General features: G+C 74.7%; 16 protein-coding genes. 7 read left to right on the top strand and 9 right to left on the bottom strand.

Going from position 1 to position 18,764, the window contains the following annotated elements:
- Positions 1-21 precede the first annotated feature (21 nt).
- From ECOMGDLI_RS07725 to ECOMGDLI_RS07705, 5 genes are all read right to left on the bottom strand, one after another.
- Entirely contained in the window at positions 22-633 is a 612-nt protein-coding gene (locus ECOMGDLI_RS07725; protein ID WP_088315748.1) for a DUF4126 domain-containing protein, read from the bottom strand.
- Between the two features lie 9 nt (positions 634-642).
- On the bottom strand, positions 643-1,401 hold the full coding sequence (locus ECOMGDLI_RS07720) for a monooxygenase (RefSeq protein WP_198954656.1): 759 nt from the start codon (positions 1,399-1,401) through the stop codon (positions 643-645).
- Between the two features lies 1 nt (position 1,402).
- Positions 1,403-1,927 (bottom strand): YbaK/EbsC family protein, encoded by a 525-nt coding sequence (locus ECOMGDLI_RS07715; protein WP_233153354.1) that lies wholly within the window; start codon positions 1,925-1,927, stop codon positions 1,403-1,405.
- Between the two features lie 78 nt (positions 1,928-2,005).
- Complete coding sequence (locus ECOMGDLI_RS07710) at positions 2,006-2,932, bottom strand: hypothetical protein (protein WP_143447568.1); 927 nt, start codon at positions 2,930-2,932, stop codon at positions 2,006-2,008.
- 40 nt (positions 2,933-2,972) lie between these two features.
- A complete protein-coding gene (locus tag ECOMGDLI_RS07705) occupies positions 2,973-3,764 on the bottom strand; it encodes a hypothetical protein (RefSeq protein ID WP_143447567.1) in 792 nt (263 codons plus the stop codon).
- A gap of 472 nt (positions 3,765-4,236) precedes the next feature.
- On the opposite strand from ECOMGDLI_RS07705, the gene ECOMGDLI_RS07700 reads away from it, so the two are divergent.
- Complete coding sequence (locus tag ECOMGDLI_RS07700; protein WP_143447566.1) at positions 4,237-4,953, top strand: DUF2470 domain-containing protein; 717 nt, start codon at positions 4,237-4,239, stop codon at positions 4,951-4,953.
- 46 nt (positions 4,954-4,999) lie between these two features.
- On the opposite strand, the gene ECOMGDLI_RS07695 is transcribed toward ECOMGDLI_RS07700, so the two are convergent.
- The 4 genes from ECOMGDLI_RS07695 to ECOMGDLI_RS07680 all read right to left on the bottom strand — a co-directional run bounded on the left by ECOMGDLI_RS07695 (position 5,000) and on the right by ECOMGDLI_RS07680 (position 9,870).
- Positions 5,000-5,743 (bottom strand): succinate dehydrogenase/fumarate reductase iron-sulfur subunit, encoded by a 744-nt coding sequence (locus ECOMGDLI_RS07695; RefSeq protein ID WP_088315742.1) that lies wholly within the window; start codon positions 5,741-5,743, stop codon positions 5,000-5,002.
- Positions 5,740-7,710 carry a fumarate reductase/succinate dehydrogenase flavoprotein subunit gene (locus tag ECOMGDLI_RS07690; RefSeq protein ID WP_233153353.1) on the bottom strand — a complete coding sequence of 657 codons (1,971 nt, stop codon included), beginning with the start codon at positions 7,708-7,710 and terminating at the stop codon, positions 5,740-5,742. The genes ECOMGDLI_RS07695 and ECOMGDLI_RS07690 overlap by 4 nt, the downstream gene beginning before the upstream one ends.
- Positions 7,710-8,426: a succinate dehydrogenase cytochrome b subunit gene (locus ECOMGDLI_RS07685; RefSeq protein WP_198954655.1), complete on the bottom strand. Its 717-nt coding sequence runs from the start codon at positions 8,424-8,426 to the stop codon at positions 7,710-7,712. Before ECOMGDLI_RS07685 ends, ECOMGDLI_RS07690 begins: the two co-directional genes overlap by 1 nt.
- A 157-nt stretch (positions 8,427-8,583) precedes the next feature.
- Positions 8,584-9,870, bottom strand: coding sequence for a Fic family protein (locus ECOMGDLI_RS07680; protein ID WP_088315738.1), 1,287 nt, complete (start codon positions 9,868-9,870; stop codon positions 8,584-8,586).
- Positions 9,871-10,297: 427 nt separating this feature from the next.
- Here ECOMGDLI_RS07680 and ECOMGDLI_RS07675 point away from each other — a divergent pair, with 427 nt between their 5' ends.
- From ECOMGDLI_RS07675 to ECOMGDLI_RS07650, 6 genes are all read left to right on the top strand, one after another.
- Complete coding sequence (locus tag ECOMGDLI_RS07675; protein WP_088315736.1) at positions 10,298-10,705, top strand: DUF6504 family protein; 408 nt, start codon at positions 10,298-10,300, stop codon at positions 10,703-10,705.
- Between the two features lie 8 nt (positions 10,706-10,713).
- The gene (locus ECOMGDLI_RS07670) at positions 10,714-11,250 is read left to right on the top strand and encodes an SAV_6107 family HEPN domain-containing protein (protein WP_198954654.1); all 537 of its coding nucleotides are present in this window, start codon (positions 10,714-10,716) and stop codon (positions 11,248-11,250) included.
- A gap of 73 nt (positions 11,251-11,323) precedes the next feature.
- Positions 11,324-15,769, top strand: a complete 4,446-nt coding sequence (locus ECOMGDLI_RS07665; RefSeq protein WP_198954653.1) for a DNA polymerase III subunit alpha — start codon at positions 11,324-11,326, stop codon at positions 15,767-15,769.
- 139 nt (positions 15,770-15,908) lie between these two features.
- Positions 15,909-16,739, top strand: a complete 831-nt coding sequence (locus tag ECOMGDLI_RS07660) for a bifunctional 2-polyprenyl-6-hydroxyphenol methylase/3-demethylubiquinol 3-O-methyltransferase UbiG (protein WP_233153352.1) — start codon at positions 15,909-15,911, stop codon at positions 16,737-16,739.
- A gap of 84 nt (positions 16,740-16,823) precedes the next feature.
- Positions 16,824-18,068, top strand: coding sequence for a DNA polymerase IV (locus tag ECOMGDLI_RS07655; RefSeq protein ID WP_088315734.1), 1,245 nt, complete (start codon positions 16,824-16,826; stop codon positions 18,066-18,068).
- Positions 18,069-18,307: 239 nt separating this feature from the next.
- Positions 18,308-18,703, top strand: a complete 396-nt coding sequence (locus ECOMGDLI_RS07650; RefSeq protein WP_088315732.1) for a DUF3040 domain-containing protein — start codon at positions 18,308-18,310, stop codon at positions 18,701-18,703.
- Positions 18,704-18,764: the final 61 nt, after the last annotated feature.

Raw genomic sequence — 18,764 nt, 5'->3', positions numbered from 1 at the left:
CGTCGGCGGGCGGGGCGTGCCTCAGGGGCCGGTCGTGGACGGGGCGCCCGCAGCCGCCCGGGCGCGGCGCTCGCGGCGCTCGCGCCGGTACTTCCGGACCCGGCCGAGCAGGAGCAGGACGACGACGAGCCCGACGAGCAGCAGGACCCCGGCGATCCCCGCCGCGAGCCACGGGTTGAGCAGCGAGACCGAGACGACGCCGGCGACGGTGACGTCCTCGGCCGTGCTCACGACGATGTTGCTCGCGGGCTCGGGGGAGGTGTTGACGACCGCCCGCAGCCCGGCCTTGACGAGGTGGCTCACGAGGGCCGACGTGCCGCCGGTCACCGCGAGGAACGCCTGCTCCGGCGTCGAGGCGTCGCCTGCGATGAGGACGCCGAGGATCGCACCGATCGTCGGCCGGATCGCGGTGTGGACGGCGTCCCACACCGAGTCGACGTAGGGGATCTTGTCGGCGACGGTGTCGAGGAGGAAGAGCACCCCGGCCGCGACGAGCACGTCGGTGCGGGTCAGCGCCTGCGGCACGTCGTCGACCCCGAGGAACCGGCCGGCGAGCCCGAGGAGCAGGACGACGGCGTAGCTGTTGATGCCGCTCGCCCAGCCGGAGCTGAAGACCCAGGGCAACGCCTCCATGGCGCAAGCCTAGGGCTTGGCGGTGAGCAGGTCGTCGTACCGGACGCCGGCGAACGCACCCCGGGCGGAGAGCACCTCGAAGCGGGCGAACAGCTCCTCGGCGTACCAGCCGACGCTCGCCGTGCGGGCGACGGCCTCGGCGTGCGGCGCCCGGCGGTGGGCGAAGTCGTTGAGCATCGCCGACGACGACCACAGGCTGAACGTGCCCTGCAGGCCGACCGGGGCCTCGCCGATGCCGACGGCGAGCAGGAGCCCCTCGCTCGCGTGCAGGTCGGCGGAGACCGGCGGCACCGAGCGCCAGAACGTGCGGGCCTTCGACGTGCGGATCCGGGCCCGGGTCAGCGCCGCCACCGGGCCCTCGACACGGCGTGGCGCGGGGTCGCCGAACGGGGTCCGCCCGGCCCAGAGCCCGCGGGCCGCGATCGGCCGGAGCACGAGGTCGAGCCGCTCGGCGGCGAGGGACTCCCAGCGCCGGTGGGTCACCCCGCCCGCGAACCCGGCGGCGGCCTCCGGCGAGTCCCACACGGCGAGCAGGCCCCAGTGCTTCGGGTCGGCGTCCCGGACGGTGAAGGTCCGCCCGTCACCGGTGCCCAGCAGCTTGGCGAACTGCAGGCCGGGGGCGCGGCGCAGGTGCCGGCGGTCCAGCGCCATCCGGGAGACGGCCCCGGGGACGGCGGACGCCGAGACGCCCCAGAACGTCAGGGTGACGTGGGGGAGGGCTGGGTCGCCGCCTGGGTCGCCGGCTGTGCCGCCGTCCGTGTCGGACATGTCAGGCGACGTCTGCGGGGGCGCCGCCCGTGATCCGGACGAGCTCGTCGTACGTCGTCGGGAACACCGTGCGCGGGTGGCCGCCGGCCGCCCACACCTCGTCGAACTGCGCGAGGTCGGTGTCGACGAGGGTCTGGACCGGGCTGGTGTGCCCGACGGGGGCCACCCCGCCGATCGCGAAACCCGTTGTCTCCCGGACGAAGTCGGCGTCGGCCCGGTCGAGCCGCGGGGCGCCGACGAGCGCGGCCACCTTCGCGGTGTCGACCCGGTGCGCCCCCGACGTGAGCACGAGCAGCGGCCGCCGGCCGCCGGGGGCGGAGTCGTCCGGGACGGCGAAGACGAGCGAGTTCGCGATCTGCGCGACGCCGACGCCGAGCTGCTCGGCGGCGAGCGGCGCCGTCCGCGCGTGGTCGCCGAGGACGACGATCGCGCCGGTCGCGCCGCGCTCGGCGAGGACGCCGCGCACGCGCTTCACGGACGGGTGGTCGTCGAGCTCGCCGGGGCCGGAGGAGATCTGGGACGTCACGTCGCCAGGCTAGCCATGTGGCCGCCGCGGCGCGCAGGAGGTCGCGGATCGTCCCCCGGGTCACGGTCACGCCCGTCGTCACGAGACAGGCCGCGCTCCGGGGCCGAACTCGAAGCGCAGCGGCGCGCCGCTCGGGAGGATCACGACGACGCCTGCCGCGTCGTCGGTGCTCCAGTCCCCCGCGAGGAGGACATACCCCTCAGTGGACCGTTCGAGCAGACGCAGTCCCGTGTAGCGGTAGCCGTAGGTAGGTCCGGGGAACCGTTCCACGACGACACCCGCCCCGGCGATCTCCAGCGGGTGCGGGCTGTAGACGGCGGCGGGGGTCGCCGCGGCCGCCCCAGTGCGGATGCGGTCGGCGATGCCTTCGCCGACCAGTTCGGCATAGTTGGAGGTCCCCCAGAAGAGGGTCACGGCAAGAACCAGGACGGACAGGAGGCGCTCTGCCGCTCTGTCTCCAGGAGGCGGCTCGCCGCCCAGGCCCCTGCGTGCCCGCAGGACGCGGGCGTACGGCACGAGGAGTGCACCGAGCCCGATCGCGAAGGGGAACGCGACGTACGCGACCGCCCAGACCCTGAACGACAGCGCGACGACGGCCAAAGGAAGGACGAGCCAGCTCCACAGCATCAGGAGGGTCAGCACGTCGAGCAGCCGGTCGGTCTCCGGACGCGCCTCGATGCGGCCGCGGGTCCAGCTGTCGAGCCGTACCGCCAGATATCCCGACACCCCGACGACCGCGAGGAGTCTGAGCACCGGTCCCACGCTTCGGAGCACGTAGTCCTGGGTTCCGAGGCCGAGGACGCTCTCGTCGATCCCGAGCGCGGCCGCCTCGCTCTCGGTCCGCTGCCATCCGAAGTAGACGAGCAGTGCTGTGAGCACGGCGACATTGGCCAGGAGCGTGAGCAGAGGTCCCGTGACAGCACGCAGGGTCGGGACCGGGTTCGCGGCCGTCGTCGGAGGCGGCGTGGGGCGACGAGCGAGCCGGGAGCCTGCGACCGACCTCACCTGGGTCACCACCTTCGCTCGGTGCTCTCGTCGGGTCGGATCAGGACACCTGGAGGGTCTCCCAGTCGAGCTCCAGGTCCGAGTCGTACTTCGTGACGCGTACCTTCGCGTACGTGTCCGCGTCGATCCGCACGGCGATGACGGTTCCGGTCGGAACCTGGTTCGTCGGCCCGGTCCTGCCGTCCAACGGCACGTCGGCGTAGCGCAGTCCGACGAGGTCACGGATACCGAGGTCCTCGTAGCGGCCCCCGTCGACGACGACGAGGGTGGTCCCTCCCTGTGGACGCAGCCACCGGTCGTCGGGGGAGGTGTTGTCCCACCAGAGGTCGACTCCCTCGCCCATCCCGACCTCGCCGGTGTCGAGGTCGAGGCCCGGGTTCCCCGGCAGGGACGCGGGCCCCCGGGAGACGGAGAGTGCACGCAGGGTGCGCCCCTCGACGGCAACCGTCCGCGGGTCGTCGTAGGGCAGGTGCGGCCCGGGTGGCCACGGCGCCAGGTCGGACGCCCAGCACGGGAGCGCATCCTCGCCCGCGCACGGGTCGGGCTCGCCGGCTGCGTCGGTGTACGCCAGGACGAGGTTCCGGAGGTTCCGGACCTGCGCGACTCCCTGCCAGCGGTAGCTGTCGGTCCCCCGGGCGAACAGGTCGGCTGCCGCCCGGCGGTCACCGCGGCACATGTCGATCCCGACCTGGAAGAGCACCACGTACTCGGGACTCTCGAAGAAGCTGTGCCACCACACGGCGTCCAGGTAGTCCTGGGCCTCCCGGCACCGCCCGCCCATGAGCATGCCGTAGAGGACTCCGCTGTCGTCCGCGTTCTCCATGTCCCCCATCGGGAGAGCCCACACGTGCTTGCGCCGGGAGCCGGTGGAGGTCCTCGGCGGGGGCGTGGTCGGCGATGACGGTGTCGCAACCGGGGTGACGGCTCGAGCCCCGGCATCAGGTGACACGGACGAGCGGACCGGCGATCGGATCGGTGTCGTCGGCTGCGGAGGTCCCAGGGGTGGCGCGCCACCGCAGGCGGCGACCACCACCAGGAGGAGGACGCACAGGACGATGCGACGCGGTGTCCGAGAGGTGATGGTCGCGGTGCTGGCGCGTCCATGAACGGAGATCATCGAGGCCCCCGGTCCGCCGGGGCGCGACCCCCGTGACCCGGCAGATTCGAGTATCTGTCGATCCTTCAGGTCGTACTGCGGATGTTGGTCCCGAGCGGCCGGGGGAGGGTGGGCCGGGGTCGGTCCCCTTGCGGCCCACAGCGACAGCATGGTTAGTTAGGTAAGCCTTACCTAACTAGAAGGACTCATGCAGGGAGCACCCGTTCCCGTGGCCGCCCGGGCCCGGACGATCCTCGCCGCCGCCGTCCGGGTCGCCGTCCGGAGCGGCGCGGCCGACGTCGCGCAGCCGGTCGCCGTCGTCGCGGACGAGGACGGCGACGTCTACCTCGTCGACCGGGATCCCGGCGGCCTGGCCGGGCTGCCGGTCGAGATCCGCTGGCGGGCCCGCGACCGGGCCCTCGGCGAGCTCGTCCTCGGCGGCCGGTGCGGGCCGGCCGTGCCGCTGCGGGACGTCCCGCTGGGCGACCTGTCGCCGTCCGGCGGGTGCGCCTGCCCGGGCCTGGCCGACGTCGACGGGCTCGTCGCCGCCCCGGTTCGGGCCGAGCGGGTCCAGCTCGTCGAGCGGTCGGCGACCGGGGACGTCGTCCGCCGGGCCGTGCCGCAGGTGCTGTTCCGCGCCGCCCGGCCCGACCCCTGGACCGTCCGGCTGCTCGGCGTCGCCGAGCACCTCGAGCGCGACCACCAGGCCGAGCTCCGGGCGCTCGCCGGGGCGCGGGGCGGGCCGGCCGGGACGTCGGCGGTGACCGTGCGGTCGCTCGCGGGCGACGGGCTCGTCCTTGCCTGCCTCACCGGCGACGGCGTGACCGACGTCGTCGTCCGGTTCCGGACCCCGGTGCGCGACCTCGACACCCTCGGTGCGTGGTTCCGGGTGAACACGCCGCTGCGGCACGACCTCGGCTTCTGACCGGGTCGTGCCGCAGCGGGCTGTGCTCGGGAGTGCTCCTGCGGTGTCACAGCCCCCGGACGAGGGAGTGGCGCAGGTCCTTGTTGAGCTGGCTGATGACGTCCAGCGGGATCTCCTTCGGGCACGCCGTGGCGCAGGCGCCGACGTTCGTGCAGCCGCCGAAGCCCTCCTCGTCGTGCTGGTTGAGCATGTTCACCACACGGGCGTCGCGCTCCGGCTGGCCCTGCGGCAGCTCGCCGAGGTGGGTCACCTTGGCGCCGAGGAAGAGCATCGCCGAGGCGTTCGGGCAGGCGGCGGCGCAGGCACCGCAGCCGATGCAGACCGCGGCGTCGAACGCCCGGTCGGCGTGCACCTTCGGCACGAGCTGGGAGTGCGCCTCGGGGGCCGACCCGGTGTTCACCGAGACGTAGCCGCCCGCCTGGATGATCCGGTCGAGCGGGCTGCGGTCGACGACGAGGTCGCGCAGCACCGGGAACGCGTCCGCGCGCAGCGGCTCGATGGTGATCGAGTCGCAGCCCTCGAACGAGCGCATGTGGAGCTGGCACGTCGTCGTCACCTGCGGGCCGTGCGGCTCGCCGTTGATGACGAGGCCGCACATGCCGCAGATGCCCTCGCGGCAGTCGCTGTCGAACTCGACCGGCTCCTCGCCCTTGGCGATGAGGTCCTCGTTGAGCACGTCGAGCATCTCGAGGAAGGACATGTCCGGCGAGACGTCGTCGCGCTGGTAGCTGACGAGCCGGCCCGGCGCGTCCTTGCCGGCCTGGCGCCAGATCCGAAGAGTGATCTTCACTTGTAGCTCCGCTGCTTCATCTCGACGAACTCGTACACGAGGGGTTCCTTGCGCAGGACCGGTGGGCCGTCCTCGCCGCCGTACTGCCAGGCCGCGACGTAGGCGTACTCGTCGTCGTGGCGCAGCGCCTCGCCGTCCTCGGTCTGGGACTCGGCGCGGAAGTGCCCGCCGCAGGACTCGCGGCGGTGGAGCGCGTCGATGCACATGAGCTCGCCGAGGTCGATGAGGTCGGCCACCCGGCCGGCCTTCTCGAGCGAGGCGTTGACCTGCTCGTTGGCGCCGAGCACCCGGACGTCGTCCTGGAACTCCTTGCGCAGCGCGCGGATCCGGCTGATCGCCTCGAGCAGCCCCTCCTCGGTGCGCTCCATGCCGCAGTACTCCCACATGATGTGGCCGAGCTCGCGGTGGAAGGAGTCGACGGTGCGCGAGCCGTTGCTCGACAGGAACCGCTCGATCCGGGTCTGCACCGCCGTCCGCGCCTCGACGACCTCGGGGGCGTCCTGGGCGACGGCGGGGAAGGGGCCGGCCGCGAGGTAGTCGCGGATCGTGTTCGGCAGCACGAAGTAGCCGTCCGCGAGGCCCTGCATGAGGGCCGAGGCCCCGAGCCGGTTCGCCCCGTGGTCGGAGAAGTTCGCCTCGCCGGCCACGAAGAGGCCGGGGATCGTCGACTCGAGGTCGTAGTCGACCCAGAGCCCGCCCATCGTGTAGTGCACGGCCGGGTAGATCCGCATCGGCGTCTCGTACGGGTTCTCGCCCGTGATCCGCGCGTACATGTCGAAGAGGTTGCCGTAGCGGGCCTTGACGGTCTCGACGCCGAGGCGGGAGATGACGTCGGCGAAGTCGAGGTAGACCCCGAGGCCGCCCGGGCCGACACCCTTGCCCTGGTCGCACTGGTACTTCGCGGCCCGCGAGGCGATGTCGCGCGGCACGAGGTTGCCGAACGCCGGGTAGATCCGCTCGAGGTAGTAGTCGCGGGCCTCCTCGGGGATCTGCCGCGGGTCCTTCTCCCGGTCCGCCGGGTCCTTGGGGACCCAGATCCGCCCGTCGTTGCGCAGCGACTCGCTCATGAGCGTGAGCTTGCTCTGGTGGTCCCCGGAGACCGGGATGCACGTCGGGTGGATCTGCGTGAAGCACGGGTTGGCGAACAGCGCGCCCTTGCGGTGCGCGCGCCACGTCGCGGTGACGTTGCAGCCCATGGCGTTCGTCGAGAGGAAGAAGACGTTGCCGTAGCCGCCGGTCGCGAGGACGACGGCGTCCGCGAGGTGGGTCTCGATCTCGCCGCTCACCATGTCCCGCACGATGATCCCGCGGGCCCGGCCCTCGACGACGACGAGCTCGAGCATCTCGTGCCGGGTGAAGACCTCGACCGAGCCGGCCGCGACCTGGCGCTGCAGCGCCTGGTAGGCGCCGATGAGGAGCTGCTGGCCCGTCTGGCCGCGGGCGTAGAACGTCCGCGAGACCTGGACGCCGCCGAAGGAGCGGTTGTCGAGCAGGCCGCCGTACTCGCGGGCGAACGGGACGCCCTGCGCGACGCACTGGTCGATGATGTTCGTGCTGACCTCGGCCAGCCGGAACACGTTCGACTCGCGGGCGCGGTAGTCGCCGCCCTTGACGGTGTCGTAGAAGAGGCGGAAGACGGAGTCGCCGTCCTCCTTGTAGTTCTTCGCCGCGTTGATGCCGCCCTGGGCCGCGATCGAGTGCGCGCGGCGCGGGGAGTCCTGGTAGCAGAAGGACTTCACGACGTAGCCGGCCTCGCCGAGCGTCGCGCTCGCCGAGGCGCCGGCCAGGCCGGTGCCGACGACGATGACCGACAGCTTGCGCCGGTTGGCCGGGTTGACGAGCTTGGCCTCGAACTTGCGCCGGCTCCAGCGGGTCTCGATCGGCCCCGACGGGGCCTTGGTGTCATGGATGGGCTCGCCCTCGACGAAGAGCCCTGCGGTGCGGTCGGTCATGTCGGTCTGTCCCATCAGTCCACGACGCCGAAGAGGATGAACAGCGGAGGCAGTGCGAACCCGACCGCGGTGACGAGGGCGATCGCGTACGCGGTCGTCTGCGCCGTGCGCCGTGCCCGCGGAGAGTTCGTCCAGCCCAGGGTCTGGGCACCGCTCCACACCCCATGCTGCAGGTGCAGCCCGAGGGCTGCCAGCGCGAGGAGGTAAATCACAACGACCCACCAGACCTGGAAGCTCGCGACGACGAGCGCGTAGGGGCTGTCGCCGATCGTGGCGTCCTTGACGTCGGGGTTGACGTTGACCTTGACGATCGTGAACTGGATCAGGTGCCAGACGAGGAAGAGCAGGAGCGCGACCCCGCCCCAGCGCATCGTCTGCGACTTCCAGGCCATCCGGCTCGCGGCGCTGACGGCGTAGCGCGTGCTGCGCGCACCGCTCGCCTTGCTCCACAGGTAGAAGGCGGAGTACGCGTGCCCGACGAGCGCGAGGATCAGCGCGACCCGGAAGAGCCACAGGAAGCCCTCGTACGGGAGGATCGGCTCTCCGAGGGTCCGGAGATGGTGGGCGTAGGTGTCGAAGGCGTCCTGCCCGGCGAAGACCTTGAGGTTGCCGTACATGTGCGCGAGCACGTAGAAGACGAACAACCCACCGGTCGACGCCATGAGCAGCTTCATCGCAACGGTCGTGCGTCGCGCTCCGGTCTTCCGGGAGCTCAGGGTCTGGGTGGCCACGAGTGGACATTATGTGCGCACCGGGGGTGACTACCAGGACCGGGGACCCGGAACACGCGTGCGGACGTCGTGGAATTCGACACGTCCGTCCCGGTGGCGGGTCGCGCGGGTCTGTGCGCGGGGCCGCCCGGCGCCGGGGCGGTACCGCCGGCCGACGTCACAGCGGGGCCCGCCGCCGTCCGAGGTCGGTCTCGAAGCGCTCGAGGAGGTCCAGGACGTCGACCGCGGCCCAGACCCGGTTGCGGGCGCCGCCCGAGACCTCGGCGAGGACGTCGGCCGCGACGAGCCGGTCGACGGCCCGGTAGAGGTTCTTGTCCGCGACGGCACCGTCCGCGCCGCCCTCTTCGGCGAGCACCCGGAGGGTGTCGATGTCGACGACGGGCTGGCGCAGGAGCGCCTCGAGGAGCACCGCGCCGACGGACCCGCGCCGCGGCCGGGCGGCGTCCCACCACGCGCCGCGCATCTCGGCGAGGTCGAGCGCGAGCCGCAGCCCGGCGGACGCCGCGTGCGACGTCGCCGCCGCGAACCGGGCGAGCCAGACGTCGAGCCGGCCGGCCCGGTAGTCGGCCAGGCCGGCGAAGTAGGCGTCGACGTCGGCGAGGAGCACCGTCGAGACCGGCACGACCGTCGTCCGGACCAGGCCCCGGCGCCGCAGGAGGACGTGGACGAGCGCCCGGCCGGTGCGGCCGTTGCCGTCGGTGAAGGGGTGGATCGTCTCGAACTGCGCGTGGGCGACGGCGGCCTGGGCGACCGGGTCGACGTCGACCCGGTTGCAGAACCGGACGAGGTCGTTCATGAGCGGGGCGACGAGGCCGGGCTGCGGCGGCACGAAGAGGGCGCCGCGCGGGGAGTGGAACGAGCCGCCGACCCAGTTCTGCACGGTGCGCAGGTGGCCGGCCCAGCCGGACTGCTCGGGGTCGTCGGCGAGGAGCGTGCGGTGGACGTCGAGCACGTCGTCGACGGTCGTGTCGCCGCCGTCGGCGGCCCGGGCCACGGCGAGGGTCATGGCCCGGACGTTCGCCGCGACGTGCGCGGCCGCGCTGCGCGGGTCGCCGCCGCGGAGCATCGCGAGCCCGACCTCGCGCTGGGAGGCGCGCAGGTGCTCGATCCGGGACGACGCGACGGACTCCGAGCGCAGCAGCGCCCCCGCGAGGGCGGTGAGGTCGACGGTCGCGGAGCGGTCGAGGACGGCGACCGCCTCGGTCGCGGCGGCGAGCGCGGCCCGGGCCTCGGGGCCCGGGCGGACCGGCCGATCGCCGATCGCGGGCGGCACGGCGGCCTCGAACTCGCGGAACTGTCGGTCCCCCCGGGGAGGCTTGGGGCCGTGCCGGGGCCACTCCCAGGTGCGGGGCTGGCCGGCGACGGCGGGCCACGGCTCCGTGCCCGGATCGGTGACGAGGCCGGCGACAGCGTCGTCGGCGTCGGCAGCGGGAAGTGTCATCATCTCTCCTCCTCGCTGACGTTTGGCATGTCCAAGTGTAAGTACAGCACGGTCGGAGTGACGTTTCCAGCGGTTCTCGGACGATCGGGGCGTGTCTCCCCGGCGACACGCCCGGCCGTCCGGGCGGAGGTGCGCAAGCCGTTGAGCCCCGGCCGGGGGCGGTGTACAGTCGAAATCGTTCGAACGCGTGTTCGAATGCCTGCCGGGATCGCGGACCCGGCGGGCGAAGCGGCTCGTGGCGCGGCGACTCGACCCCGCCGCGCCACGGGCCGTGACCAACGGGTCTCACCCGGCGGGCGTGTGGGGAAGCGCGCCCGCCGGGTGAGGCACCCGGCGTCCGTCTTCCCCACGGCGTCGCCGGCACCCGTCGACACCGATATCGACCGACGTCGACGACGCCCGGCACGCACTCACGAGGGGAGGCACCGCAATGGTCCGACGGTACGAGGAGCCGGTCGAGGTCCGTCCTGCACCGGACGGCGAACGGCCGGGGAGCTTCCTGTGGCACGGCCGGCTGTACGTCGTCCGTGACGTCCTCGGGCACTGGCGCGAGCGCCGGGCCTGGTGGGCGTCCGCGGCGGCCCGGGCGGTCCACGGGGACGGCGACGAGCACGCCCCAGGGGGCACGGGACCGGGCACGGGCGCCGTGCCGCACGAGGGGGACGGGTACGAGGGCGGCGAGCAGGAGGTGCGCGGCCCCCGGGTCGCGCTCGCCCCCGAGCGTGAGGTGTGGCGGGTCGAGGCGAGCCGGGGCCGGGTCCACGGCTCCGGGGTCTTCGACCTCTGCCGCGAGGGGGCGCACGCCGACGCGTGGCGCCTCGTCCGCGTCGCGGACTGACGTGCGTCGTGAGCGGCAGGAGCGGGTCCGACGACCCGCACGAGCACGACCCGAACGACCCCATGCAGGACACGACCGGCGGTGCAGGGCCCGCCGACCAGGAGGCCGACATGCCGGTGAGCACTCTGGACCGTCCACCCGTCTCGGTGGCCGCACGCATGCTGCTCGAACGGTCCCGGGCAGGGCTGCTCCAGGCCTGCGCGGCGCGCAGCTGCGGCGAGCGCTACGTCGCGGCGCACCTCGCGGCGCTGCGGGCCGGGGCCGCGGTGCTCGCGGTCCGGGGCCGGGCGACGACCCGGGGCGGTCCCCGCAGCGTCTGGGACATCCTCCCCAGGGTCGCCCCCGAGCTCACCGAGTGGGCGGCCTTCTTCGCCGCGACCGCGACCCGGCGCGCCGCCATCGAGGCCGGCCGGGGCGAGGGCATCTCGGCGCGCGACGCCGACGACCTCCTGCGCGACTCCGAGACCTTCCACCACGTCGTCGAGACGGTGCTCGGCATGCCCTACCAGCCGGTGCTGCCGGGGGCGCTGCCGACCTGCACGTGAGCCACCTGCACGTGAGGCACCTGCTCGTCAGCCCACCTGTCACGTAGAGAAACCGGAAGAGGCGGGCCAGGCCATGGGTGTTCCCTTCACGCACCTCCACGTCGCCTCCGGCTACTCGTTGCGCTACGGCGCCTCGACACCGGCGGCGCTCGTCGAGGAGGCCGCCGGGCACGGCATGGACGCGCTCGCGCTCACCGACCGGGACGGGCTCTACGGCGCGGTGAAGTTCACCCGGGCCTGCGCCGCGGCGGGGCTGTCCCCGATCCTCGGCGTCGACCTCGCCGTGGAGCCGAGCGGGCTCCTCGACGGGCTGCCCGGCTGGGCGGTCCCGGCGGGCCGCCCGGCCGGGCGGGCCCCGGTGCGCGGCGGCGCGAGCGTCGACCCGCGGCACCCGCGGGTCACCGTCCTCGCCCTCGCCGCGGACGCCGCGACCGGGCTGCCCGTGGCCGCCGGCTGGGGCCGGCTGTGCCGGCTCGTGTCGGCGACCCACCTGCGCGGGGAGCGGGGCCGGCCGGTGGCCACCCCCGACCTCGTCGGCGAGCACGCGGCCGACCCCCGCAGCGGGGCGCCCGCCCTCGCCGTCCTCCTCGGCCCAGGCTCCGAGGTCGGCCGGGCGGTGCTCGCCCGCCGGCCCGACCTGGCCCGGGCCGTCCTCGACCGGTGGCGTGCCGTGCTGCCCGCCCCGGCCGAGCTCTACGTCGAGGTCGTCTGCCACCACGGCGCGCAGGGCACCCCGGGCAGCGTCGGCCACGCGGCGCGGATGCTCGCGGTGGCCGGCGAGGCCGGCGTGACCGCCGTCCTCACGAACGCCGTCCGGTCCGCGACGCCGGACGGTGCGACGACCGTCGACGTCCTCGACGCCGCCCGCCGGCTCGTCGCCCTCGACACCCGGCACGTCGACCGGGTCAGCGCCGAGGGGTTCCTCGCACCGGGCGGGCACATGGCGTCGGTCGCCCGCGAGGTCGCCCGGGCGGCGGGCGACGAGGACGGCGCCACCGGCCTGCTCGCGGCGACCGGGGCCCTCGCCGACCGGTGCCGGCTCGACGCCCAGGCCGACCTCGGCACCGGCAGCGTCCACCTGCCCGAGGACGAGGTCCTCGGCCTCGGCATCGGGGAGAGCCCGCAGTCCCGGCTGCGCAAGGAGTGCGAGGCCGGGATCGGCCGGCGCTACCCCGGGGCGTCCGCGCAGCGGCTGCGGGCCGTCTCCGAGCGGCTCGAGCACGAGCTGGCGACCATCACGGAGATGGGCTTCCCGGCCTACTTCCTCACCGTCGGCGAGGTGTGCGGGCTCATCCGGGGGATCGGGGTCCGGGTCGCGGCGCGCGGCTCGGGGGCCGGCAGCCTCGTGAACTACCTGCTCGGCATCTCCGGGGTCGACCCGCTGCGGCACGACCTGCTCATGGAGCGGTTCCTCTCCCCGATGCGCGCGCAGCTGCCCGACATCGACGTCGACGTCGAGTCCGCCCGGCGCACCGAGGTCTACGAGGAGATCCTGCGGCGCTTCGGGTCGGAGCGGGTCAGCTGCGTGTCGATGATGGACACCTACCGGGTGCGGCACGCCGTCCGGGACGTCGGTGCCGCGCTCGGCCTCCCGCCGCCCGAGGTCGACGCGATCGCCAAGTCGTTCCCGCACATCCGGGCCCGCGACGTCCGGCATGCGATCCGGGAGCTGCCCGAGCTGCGGGCGTCCGGGCTCGGCGCGGCCCGGCTCGACCTGCTCTTCGACCTCGTCGAGCGGCTCGACGGCCTGCCGCGGCACGTCGCGCTCCACCCGTGCGGCGTCCTGCTCTCCGACCGGAGCCTGCTCGACCGGACCCCGGTCGAGTCGAGCTGGGTCGGGTTCCCCATGAGCCAGTTCGACAAGGACGACGTCGAGGACCTCGGCCTGCTCAAGCTCGACGTCCTCGGGATCCGGATGCAGTCCTCGATGGCCTACGCGCTGCAGGAGGTCGAACGGGTCGACGGCCCCGACGCCCTCGCCGCCGGGCACCACCCGCAGACGGCCGCCGACCCGGTGACCGGCTACCTCGACCCGGGCACCGGCCGGATCGACCTCGACGCCGTGCCGCACGACGACGAGGCGACGTTCCGCCTCATCCGCTCGACGCACACCCTCGGGATGTTCCAGATCGAGTCGCCCGGGCAGCGCGAGCTCGTCGGCAAGTTCGCCCCGGAGACGTTCGGCGACCTCATCATCGACATCTCGCTGTTCCGGCCCGGGCCGGTGAAGTCCGACATGGTCACCCCGTTCCTGCGGGCCCGGCAGCGCTGGGACGAGCCCGACTACCTCCACCCGAGCCTCGAGCCGGCCCTCGCCGAGACCGCGGGCGTCGTCGTCTTCCACGAGCAGGTGCTCAAGATCGTCGCGGTCACCGCGGGGTGCAGCCTCGCCCAGGCCGACGAGGTCCGGCGGGCGATGGGCTCGCCCGCGGGGCAGGTCGACGTCGAGGCGTGGTGGCGGCCGCGGGCGACCGCCCTCGGCTACGACGCCGCGACGGTCGACCGGATCTGGGAGGTGCTCAAGGCCTTCGCGTCGTTCGGGTTCTGCAAGGCGCACGCCGCGGCGTTCGCGCTGCCGACCTACCACTCGGCGTGGCTCAAGGCGCACCACCCGGCGGCCTTCCTCGCCGGGGTGCTCACCCACGACCCCGGGATGTACCCCAAGCGGCTCATCCTCGACGACGCCCGCAACTTCGGCATCGCCGTCCTGCCGCTCGACGTCAACGTCTCCGACGCGACGTACCGGGTGGAGAAGGTCACCTGGTGGGACGAGCCGCCGCCGCGGATCCTCGACCAGGTCGACGCCCGGCCGTCGCGGGGGACCAGCCCCGACGTGGCCGCGGCCGACGCGGGCCACGACGCCCGGCCCGACGGGCACCCCGGCGGTCACCTCGGCCATGCACCGGACGACGCACCCGACGCGCCCGACGACCCGCCGACCCCGCGGCCGCTGCCCGGGGAGGGGCTGCCCGACGGCCGGCCCTACGGCATCCGGCTCGCCCTCGCCGACGTCAAGGGCATCTCGGAGGCCGAGGTCGCACGCATCGTCGCGGGCCGGCCGTACCACTCGCTCGCCGACTTCTGGCACCGCGCGCACGTGTCCCGCCCGGTCGTCGAGCGGCTCGTCGTCGCCGGGGCCTTCGACACCCTCTACGGGCTCGGCTCGACGCTGCCGGTCCGGCGCCGCGGCCGGGTGACCCGGCGCGACCTGCTCCTGCAGGTCGCCGAGCTCGAGCGGTGGACCCGGTCGGTGACGAAGGGCCGGCCGGGCACCGGGGCCTCCCGGGGCGCCGCCCGGGAGGCGCACGCCGCGGCGGCCGGGCCCGACGGGCCGCACCCGGACGCCGTCCGGGAGGCCACGGCCCGCCAGTCGCAGGCCCCGCGGGCGGCGGCCCCGCCGCAGGACCACTCGGTGCAGCTCGCCCTCGACCTCGGCGACGCCCCGGACGAGACCGTCCGCAGCGGGCTGCCCGAGATGACGGGGGCGGAGCGGGTCCGGGCCGAGCTCGAGGTGCTCGGGCTCGACGCGAGCCGGCACGTCCTCGACTTCTACGTCCCGCTCCTCGACGCGCTCGGGGTGACCCGCTCCGCCGATGTGCTCCGCCGGCGCAGCCGCAGCGAGCTGCTCGTCGCCGGGGTCAAGGTCGCGACCCAGACGCCGCCGGTGCGGTCCGGGCGGCGGGTCGTCTTCCTCACCCTCGACGACGCGACCGGTCCGGTCGACGCGACGTTCTTCGAGGACGCCCAGGGCCCGTACGCCGCGACGGTCTTCCACTCCTGGCTGCTCGTCGTCCGCGGCGTCCTGCGCCGGACCGGTCCGCGCGGGGTGTCGCTGCGGGCGACCGGGGCGTGGGAGCTGCCGGTGCTCTGGGACGCCTGGGTCGGGGGCGGCCTGGAGGCGGTCCGGCGGATCGTCACCGCCGAGCGCTCCTGGGACGACGAGACGACCCAGGCCGCGGTCCGCGGGGCGGCGGCGAGCCGGTCGTCGCGGCCGGTCATGGTCCGCCCGCCGGTCACCGAGTTCGGCGGCGGGGTCGTCGTCCCGGCCCGGGACGGCGGCCCGACGGCCGACGAGGAGTACGCCGCCGCGCTGACCCGCACCGGGCTGCCGAGCGGTGACCGGGACGTCGCCCGGCCGGCCGCCGCGTCGGCGGCCGGCGCGAACCGGGCCGGCGGGATGGGCGGCGGGTCCGGGCACCGCCGGGTGCTCGTCCACGCGAGCGGGTTCCGGCAGTCGCCGTACGCCGACATCAAGCCGCCGGGGGAGAACACCCGGGACACCCGGCGGATGCTCGCCGCCGAGGGCGCCGGCCCGGTCGTCGACGGCGACCGGGGCCGCCGCCCGCTGCGGCCGGGGGAGCAGCCGGTCGGGCCCGAGGACCGGGCTGCCGGCGCCCCGACGGCGGCCGACCCGACGGCGGCCGGGGGAGACCCGCGCGACGCCGGGGGCGAGCGGCGCCGCCGCAGCGAGCCGCCGCGCAAGCTCTGGCACGCGAGCCCGGGGAGCAGCGGCCGGTGAGCGACGACCTGCACCGCACGGCACAGGCGCGTCCCGCGGGTGTCCCGGCGACCGCGGCGTCGCCGCGGGGCACGCGCTCACTAGGGTGGGAGGCGACGTCCCGACCGTGGACGACGCGACCTCATCCGGGAGACCGACCGTGGCCCCTGACACCGCCCGAGCCCGTCGCTGGGCACTGCGGGGCGACCCGCGCTCGGCGATCCGGACCGCCGTCGTCTGGGAGGTGCTCGATACCCTCGTCGCGGAGCAGTCGCAGGCCGTCGGCCGGGCGTCCCTCGACGTCGTCGACGTCGGCGGCGGCACCGGCGGCTTCGCCGTCCCGCTCGCCGAGCTGGGGCACCGGGTCACCGTCGTCGACCCCAGCCCGGACGCCCTCGCGGCCCTGCGCCGCCGCGCGGCCGACGCCGGCGTGGCCGACCGGGTCCGGGCCGAGCAGGGGGACGCCGGGGCGCTCACCTCGGTCCTCGGGGCCGGGGTCGCCGACGTCGTCCTGTGCCACGGCGCCCTGGAGTACGTCGACGACCCGCACGCGGCGCTCCACGACGCCGTCGACGCGCTGCGGCCCGACGGGCTGCTCAGCGTGCTCGTCGCGCAGCGGCTCGGTGCCCTCTTCGCCCGGGCGCTCTCCGGCCGGTTCGCCGAGGCCCGGCGGATCCTCGACGACCCCGCCGGCCGCGGCGGCGACGGCGACCCGGTGCCCCGGCGGTTCGACGAGGCCGCCCTGCGCGGCCTGCTCGCCGACCGGCCGGCCGCGACCGGCGACGGCTCGGGCGGCGGCTCGGTCGAGGTCCGGCTCGTCCACGGCGTGCGGATCTTCACCGACCTGCTCCCCGGTGCGCTCGTCGACGGCGACCCCGAGGCCGCCCAGGCCCTCCTCGACCTCGAGCGGGCCGCGAGCGAGCACCCCGACCGGGCGGTCCTGTCGGCCGTCGCGGCCCAGCTCCACCTCGTCGCCCGGCGCCGCGGCTGACGCACCGGCCGGCGCCACCGCGCACATCACCGCGCACATCACCGCGCACATCACCGCGCACCGCGTCACCGGGGGAGGTGCCCCGTGAGCCGCCGCCAGCTCGACCGGGCCGGGCGCCCGGGCGGCTTCGACGACGGCCTCACCGGTGACGACGACGGCTGCACGATCCTCCACGTCGACATGGACGCCTTCTTCGCGTCCGTCGAGCTCATCGACCGGCCCGACCTGCACGGCCTGCCGGTCGTCGTCGGCGGCGGGAGCGGGCGCAGCGTCGTCCTCTCGGCGACGTACGAGGCCCGCCGGTTCGGCGTCCACTCGGCGATGCCGATGGGCCGGGCCCGCCGGCTCTGCCCGCAGGCCGTCGTCCTCGAGCCCCGGCACCACCGCTACAGCGAGGTCTCCCACGGCGTCATGGAGATCTTCCGCTCGGTGACGCCCGCCGTGGAGCCGCTGAGCCTCGACGAGGCCTTCCTCGACGTCGCGGGCGCCCTCCGCCGGCTCGGGCCGCCCGCCGCGATCGGGCAGCTCATCCGGGACAGGGTGGCCGACGAGCAGCGCATCACGTGCTCGGTCGGCGTCGCCTCGACGAAGTTCGTCGCCAAGCTCGCGTCCGGGCGGGCCAAGCCGGACGGGCTGCTCGTCGTCCCGCGGGACGAGACGGTGACGTTCCTCCACCGGCTCCCCGTCGGGGCGCTCTGGGGGGTCGGCGACCGCACCGAGGAGGCGCTCCAGCGGCTCGGGCTGCGCACCGTCGCCGACCTCGCGCACGTCCCGGTGGAGACGCTGCGCCGGGCCGTCGGGGACGCCGCCGGCAGCCATCTGCACGCGCTCTCGTGGGGCCGGGACCCGCGCCCGGTCGTCCCCGAGCAGGTCGAGAAGAGCATCGGCGCCGAGGAGACGTTCGCCCGTGACGTCGACGACACGCAGGTCGTCCTGCGTGAGCTGCTCCGGCTGTCCGAACGGGTCGCCGCCCGGATGCGGTCGCAGGGGATGGTCGGGCGCACCGTGAGCATCAAGGTCCGGTTCGCCGACTTCACGACGATCACCCGGGCCCGCACGCTGCCCGAGCGGACCGACGTCGCGCGCACCGTCTACGCCGTGGCCCGCGACCTCTACGCCGCGCTCGGGCTCGACCGGGCCCGGATCCGGCTCGTCGGGGTGCGGGTCGAAGGGCTGGCGGACGCCGCCGGGAGCCATCACCAGCTCGCCCTCGACGAGCGGCCGCAGGGCTGGCGCGAGGCCGAGCAGGCGGTCGACCGGGCGAGCGCGCGGTTCGGGGCGGGCGCCGTCCGGCCGGCGAGCCTCGTGCAGCCGGACGAGTCGGCGTGACCCGCCGTCCGGCGAGCGTCCGGGCCCGTTCGACGCCGTTTCGCACCGTTTCACCGGGTGGTGCACAGGGATCGGATGCACCATGCTGCTGATCGGGTGATGTCACGACGAACCTTTCGGACCCCCCGAGCGTCATCAAGTCGAAACACGGGGTTGCCGAGTCATCCTTGGATCGGGTTTCGCGCCGCGCGGCCCGGACTTATCCTGTTTGTATCGCGGACTGCACCTGGGAGGTCGACGTGCCGCTCTCGGACAACGAGCAGCGCCTTCTCGAGCAGATGGAGCGCGCCCTCTACGCCGAGGATCCCAAGTTCGCCTCCACCATGCGCGGTGCCAACCGCCGGGCCGGGGCGGGCCGGAAGATCCTCATCGGTGCGGTGGCGATCTCCCTCGGACTCGTCGGACTGGTCGCCGGCGTCGCGGGCAAGAACTACGTCCTCGCGATCCTCGGCTTCGTCTTCATGCTCGCCGGGACGGCGTACGCCGTGTCGAGCCAGCGCAAGGGCGGCCCCGCCGGGGTGGTCTCCGCCGGCGGCACCGTCAAGGGCCGCCCCGTGAAGCGCCGGGGCGGTGGCAACGGCTCGTTCATGCAGCGCCTCGAGGACCGTTGGGACCGTCGCCGCGACCAGAACTGACCACGCGGCCGCCCGTCGGCCGGCCGCTCGTCGACCCAGCCTCGTGAGGGGGCCCGCCCCC

The organism is Kineosporia sp. R_H_3 (genome assembly GCF_002198675.1).
Classification (GTDB): Bacteria; Actinomycetota; Actinomycetes; order Actinomycetales; family Kineosporiaceae; genus R-H-3.
The sequence above is the reverse complement of the archived record's forward strand: the minus strand, read 5'-3'. Positions and strand labels throughout refer to the sequence as shown.